At 66.4% G+C, this 4,969-nt stretch carries 3 protein-coding genes; 2 read left to right on the top strand and 1 reads right to left on the bottom strand.

The genetic code is table 11. The features are described from left to right. The first annotated feature begins 74 nt into the window (after positions 1–74). Both mutS and BRAS3843_RS10510 read left to right on the top strand, forming a co-directional pair. The gene (mutS, locus tag BRAS3843_RS10515) at positions 75–2,810 is read left to right on the top strand and encodes a DNA mismatch repair protein MutS (protein WP_008968840.1); all 2,736 of its coding nucleotides are present in this window, start codon (positions 75–77) and stop codon (positions 2,808–2,810) included. Between the two features lie 65 nt (positions 2,811–2,875). Beyond that, the gene (locus tag BRAS3843_RS10510) at positions 2,876–4,057 is read left to right on the top strand and encodes a hypothetical protein (RefSeq protein ID WP_050886409.1); all 1,182 of its coding nucleotides are present in this window, start codon (positions 2,876–2,878) and stop codon (positions 4,055–4,057) included. Positions 4,058–4,126: 69 nt separating this feature from the next. Here BRAS3843_RS10510 and BRAS3843_RS10505 read toward each other — a convergent pair whose 3' ends face one another. Continuing rightward, positions 4,127–4,924 (bottom strand): hypothetical protein, encoded by a 798-nt coding sequence (locus tag BRAS3843_RS10505; RefSeq protein ID WP_008968837.1) that lies wholly within the window; start codon positions 4,922–4,924, stop codon positions 4,127–4,129. Positions 4,925–4,969 lie beyond the last annotated feature (45 nt).

The raw sequence follows: 4,969 nt of genomic DNA, 5'->3' as shown, positions 1-4,969 counted from the left end.
GGAGACGTGGAAAACCGGGACAGGGCCCGCAAAGCGGTAGGAGCGTGCCGTCGAGTTGGGGTAATTTCCGCGCCATGACGATCCAGCAGCCGATCTCCGCGCCCGACATGCCCGATGCGACGCCCGCGCAAGATGCGCCGGCCAAGCTCACGCCGATGATGGAGCAATACCTCGACATCAAGGCGGCGCATCCCGGCCTGATGCTGTTCTACCGGATGGGCGATTTCTACGAGCTGTTCTTCGAGGATGCGGAAGTCGCCTCGAAGGCGCTGGGCATCGTGCTGACCAAGCGCGGCAAGCACCAGGGCGTCGACATCCCGATGTGCGGCGTGCCGGTCGAGCGTTCCGAGGATTATCTGCACCGGCTGATCGCGCAAGGAATCCGCGTCGCCGTCTGCGAGCAGATGGAAGACCCGGCCGCCGCCCGCGCGCGTGGCAACAAGAGCGTGGTCAAGCGCGGCGTGGTCCGCGTGGTCACGCCGGGGACGCTCACGGAAGACAATCTGCTCGATGCACGCGCCAACAATTATCTGCTTGCGATTGCGCGCGCCCGCGGCTCGTCCGGCGGCGACCGGCTGGGGCTCGCCTGGATCGACATCTCGACCGCCGAGTTCATCGTCACGGAATGCGCGTTCGCGGAGCTTGCGGCGACGCTCGCCCGGATCAATCCGAACGAGGTGATCGTCAGCGACGCGCTCTATTCCGACAACGCGTTCGAGCCGATCCTGCGCGAACTCGCCGCCGTGATGCCGCTGACCCGCGACGTGTTCGACAGCGCCACCGCCGAGCGCAGACTGTGCGATTACTTCGCGGTCGCCACCATGGATGGGCTGGCGGCGCTGTCGCGGCTGGAAGCAACAGCCGCTGCCGCTTGCGTCACCTATGTCGATCGCACCCAGGTGGGAAAACGTCCGCCGCTGGAGCCGCCGTCGCGCGAGGCGACCGGGGCGACCATGGCGATCGATCCTGCTACCCGCGCCAATCTGGAATTGACCCGCACGCTGGCCGGCGAACGCCGGGGTTCGCTGCTCGATGCCATCGACTGCACGGTCACCTCGGCCGGCTCGCGGCTATTGGCGCAGCGGCTGGCGGCGCCGCTCACCGAGGCCGCACAGATCGCGCGCCGGCTGGATGCAGTCGCCGCCTTCGTTGCCGACAGCGCCGCGCGCGAGGATGTCAGGAGCATCCTGCGCGGCGCGCCCGACATGTCACGGGCGCTGGCGCGGCTGTCGGTCGGCCGCGGTGGGCCCCGCGATCTGGCAGCCCTTCGCGATGGCATCCTGGCCGCTGATCAGGTGCTGGACCGGCTGGCTGTCCTGGAGCAGCCGCCGCAGGAGATCGCGGCTGTGATGGCCGCGCTGGCGCGGCCGTCGCGTGACCTCGCGGCCGAATTCGCCCGCGCCCTCGACGATCAGCTGCCGCTGATCAAGCGCGACGGCGGCTTCGTCCGTGCGGCTTACGAGCCCGCGCTCGATGAGGCGCGCAATCTGCGCGATGCCTCGCGCCTGGTCGTCGCCTCGATGCAGGCGCGCTATGCCGACCAGACCGGCGTGAAGGCGCTCAAAATCCGGCACAACAATGTGCTCGGCTATTTCGTCGAAGTCACCGCGCAGCATGGCGACAAGCTGATGACCGCGCCGTTGAACGCGACCTTCATTCATCGCCAGACGCTGGCGGGCCAGGTGCGCTTCACGACGTCCGAGCTCGGTGAGATCGAAGCCAAGATTGCCAATGCCGGCGAGCGCGCGCTCAATCTCGAACTCGAAATCTTCGATCGACTCTGTACCGCCGCGCTCGAAGCCAGCGAAAACTTGCGCGATGCCGCGCATGGTTTTGCGCTGCTCGATGTCGCGACCTCGCTCGCCAAGCTCGCGGTCGACGACAATTATGTGCGACCCGAGGTCGACACCTCGCTCGGCTTCGCCATCGAAGGCGGCCGCCACCCGGTGGTTGAGCAGGCCTTGAAGCGCGACGGCCAGCCGTTCATCGCCAATTCCTGCGACTTGTCACCAGCGCCAGGACAAAAGAGCGGCCAGCTCTGGCTGCTGACCGGTCCGAACATGGCCGGCAAATCCACCTTCCTGCGCCAGAACGCGCTGATCGCTTTGTTGGCCCAGATCGGCGCGTTTGTGCCGGCCTCGCGCGCGCGGATCGGCATCGTCGACCGGCTGTTCTCGCGCGTCGGCGCCGCCGACGATCTCGCGCGCGGACGCTCGACCTTCATGGTCGAGATGGTCGAGACCGCGGCAATCCTGAATCAAGCCGGCGAGCGCGCGCTCGTCATCCTCGATGAGATCGGTCGCGGCACGGCGACCTTCGACGGGCTCTCGATCGCCTGGGCCGCGATCGAGCATCTGCACGAGACCAACCGCTGCCGCACGCTGTTCGCCACGCATTATCACGAGCTGACCGCGCTCTCCGCTAAGCTGCCGCGCATGTTCAACGCGACGGTGCGGGTCAAGGAATGGCAGGGCAATGTGGTGTTCCTGCACGAGGTGCTGCCGGGCTCGGCCGACCGCTCCTACGGCATCCAGGTGGCCAAGCTCGCCGGCCTGCCGCCTGCAGTGATCAGTCGCGCCAAATCGGTGCTGGCGAAACTGGAGGCGCAGGACCGTGGCCAGAGCGCGCGCGCTTTGGTCGACGATCTCCCGCTGTTCGCCGTGCCTTCGCGCGCGAGCGTCGAGCCCACGATGTCGAAGGAGGCGGAAGAGCTGATCGCTGCGGTGAAGGCGCTCAACCCGGACGAGATGACCCCGCGCGAGGCCATGGACGCGCTCTATGCGCTGAAGGCGAAGTTGGGCAACAGTTAGTTGTTACTCCGTCGTTCCGGGGCGGCTCGAAGAGCCGAACCCGGAACCTCGAGATTCCGGGTTCGATGCTATTCGCATCGCCCCGGAATGACGGCCTACTTCGCGGCCTTCTTCCGCCGCCCTATCCACCACAGGCCGAGATTCCACCCAACGCGGGTCGGGAGTGCGCGCCGGGTTCCAAAACCAGCAAGACCCTGCCATTCTACCAGCATGACAATGCGCTCCCGCACCGTGCTTTCTCCTTCTCTGACCGGCAGATTAGCGGCGCTGGCGTCCCGCGCTCGCACTGGGATGAAGAGTTGAAGACGATCCTTGCCGAGCTATCCGCCCTGCCGGCCAACCTCATCGTCCGCGCATCGAGCGAGATCGCGATTGCGGCGCGTCTCGGCTGGCAGCCATTGATGCATAACCTGGGGGGTGTGTCCGGGGCAGAGCCGATCTATGTTCGCGACCTCGCGCTGATGCGACGGAATCCAGATTATGCGTGGCTGTTTCTGTTTCATCCCAATGGGCATGCGAGAGAAGCCGCGCTGGACGCGATCCAGACGCCGCCTACGTCGCCATTCTTTCTGGCCGCGCTGGCTTGGCGGCTCAATGATTGGGCCGAACCGGTGCGACGGGCCGCCGAGCGCTGCGTCCGGCGGATCTTGAATCTGATCGACCCGAAGGTTGCAGCCGACACCAGCATGTACCTGTTGGGCCGCCGCCTTGCGTGGGGTCGATGGAGTAACGAGGCCGATACTCTTGATGCCATGTTTGCGCGAGAGGATGTGCTGGCAGCGGTCGCGGCACGGTTGCGAGGCGGAGCCAACGGCCCTCTTGGGAAATGTCTGCGCAACGCGCTGCGCTTTGGCGGCATAGATGCGCATCTGCCAGAGCTGGCGGCCAACGCCTTGCAGCCACTGGTGAGAGCGATCGCTCACCAATGCCTCCTGTCGGGACAGGCGCGCTGGATCGTCGGCTTCGAATGGGCCTGGATCGATAAGGTCTATGGACTGCGTCAGCGGGTGCCCAAATATGCGAGCCGCGCGGTCGATTGCGACGCGCCTTTCGACCAACTGATCTGGCAGGCCGCCCGCGACACATCCGTCGTGGTGCGGCGGATCGCTGCCGACGCACTCATCGCGGATCACGCCCCCATTCTGGATGAGGACCGGCTCATCGCATATTTCGCTGGGGACGCGAACCCTTCAGTACGCGCGCGCGCTGACTTCCTGCACCGCCGCGGCCAGCGAGCCGCGCCGTAGCGTCTTGCCGTCGTCAGCCGGGCCTCATGGTTCGAGACGGCGCTGACGCGCCTCCTCACCATGAGGGTCCTACTTCGCGGCCTTTTTCCTCCGCCCGACCCACCACAAGCCGAGATTCCAGCCGACGCAGGTCGCCAGCGCGAGGCTTAGGCCCTCCTGTGCGCCGAGATGCAGGACGCCGAGATGCAGCACTGCCACCGCAATACCGAAGCCGATCAGGCCCCAGGCGCCGTTGGCGATCACGGCGGCGGTCGCGGGACCGCCGATGCGCGGCTGCAGGATCAGCATCATCGAGGTGAAGACGATCGGAAACAGCGCCAGCATGCCGGAGATCGCCGGTCCAGCCCATCCCGACACCGACGTCACGATCGCAACCAGTGCCGCGACCAGCGAGGCCCGCAGCGGCACGTCGTACCAGCGGCGTGTGATCAGCGGCATCTTGGCGTGGCGATAGCGCGCGAGGAGCGGCAGGCAGATGGCGAAGGTGATGGCGTTGGCGATCAGTCCCGCGGCCAGTGACCATTGCACACTACGGATCAGCGCCGCGAGCGCGAGCCAGACGGCCACGGCGCAGGCCGTGCTGATGAGTACAGTCCGCCGCTGCGCCAGCACCGCATAGATCAGGCTGAGGAAGATGGTGGCGGCATTGATCGGCAGGCTGGTCAACGCGCCCTCTGCGATGAAGCCGGCGTCGTGATCGAGCGCGAGGAACACGTAGGTCGGCCCTGCCGAGATCGGCAAGGTGGCGACCAGCGCGCCGATGACGGGACCTGACCGCTCGGCGATCATCGAGGCCGAGACCACGAAGGCGGCGGCGATGCCCATGCGTAAGACAAGGATGAGGATGAAGGAGAGATCGAGGGACATCGGCATCTTGCTTACCCTCCCCTGGAGGGGGAGGGTCGGCTCACA

This window comes from Bradyrhizobium sp. STM 3843 (genome assembly GCF_000239815.1).
GTDB lineage: Bacteria > Pseudomonadota > Alphaproteobacteria > Rhizobiales > Xanthobacteraceae > Bradyrhizobium.
Note: the sequence above shows the minus strand (reverse complement) of the source record. Positions and strands in the feature narration are given on the sequence as shown.

Bases quoted from the DNA above. Each gene is read 5' to 3' on its own strand.
- BRAS3843_RS10510 (WP_050886409.1), top strand. From the start codon at position 2,876: ATGCTATTCGCATCGCCCCGGAATGACGGCCTACTTCGCGGCCTTCTT.
- mutS (WP_008968840.1), top strand. From the start codon at position 75: ATGACGATCCAGCAGCCGATCTCCGCGCCCGACATGCCCGATGCGACG.
- BRAS3843_RS10505 (WP_008968837.1), bottom strand. From the start codon at position 4,924: ATGTCCCTCGATCTCTCCTTCATCCTCATCCTTGTCTTACGCATGGGC.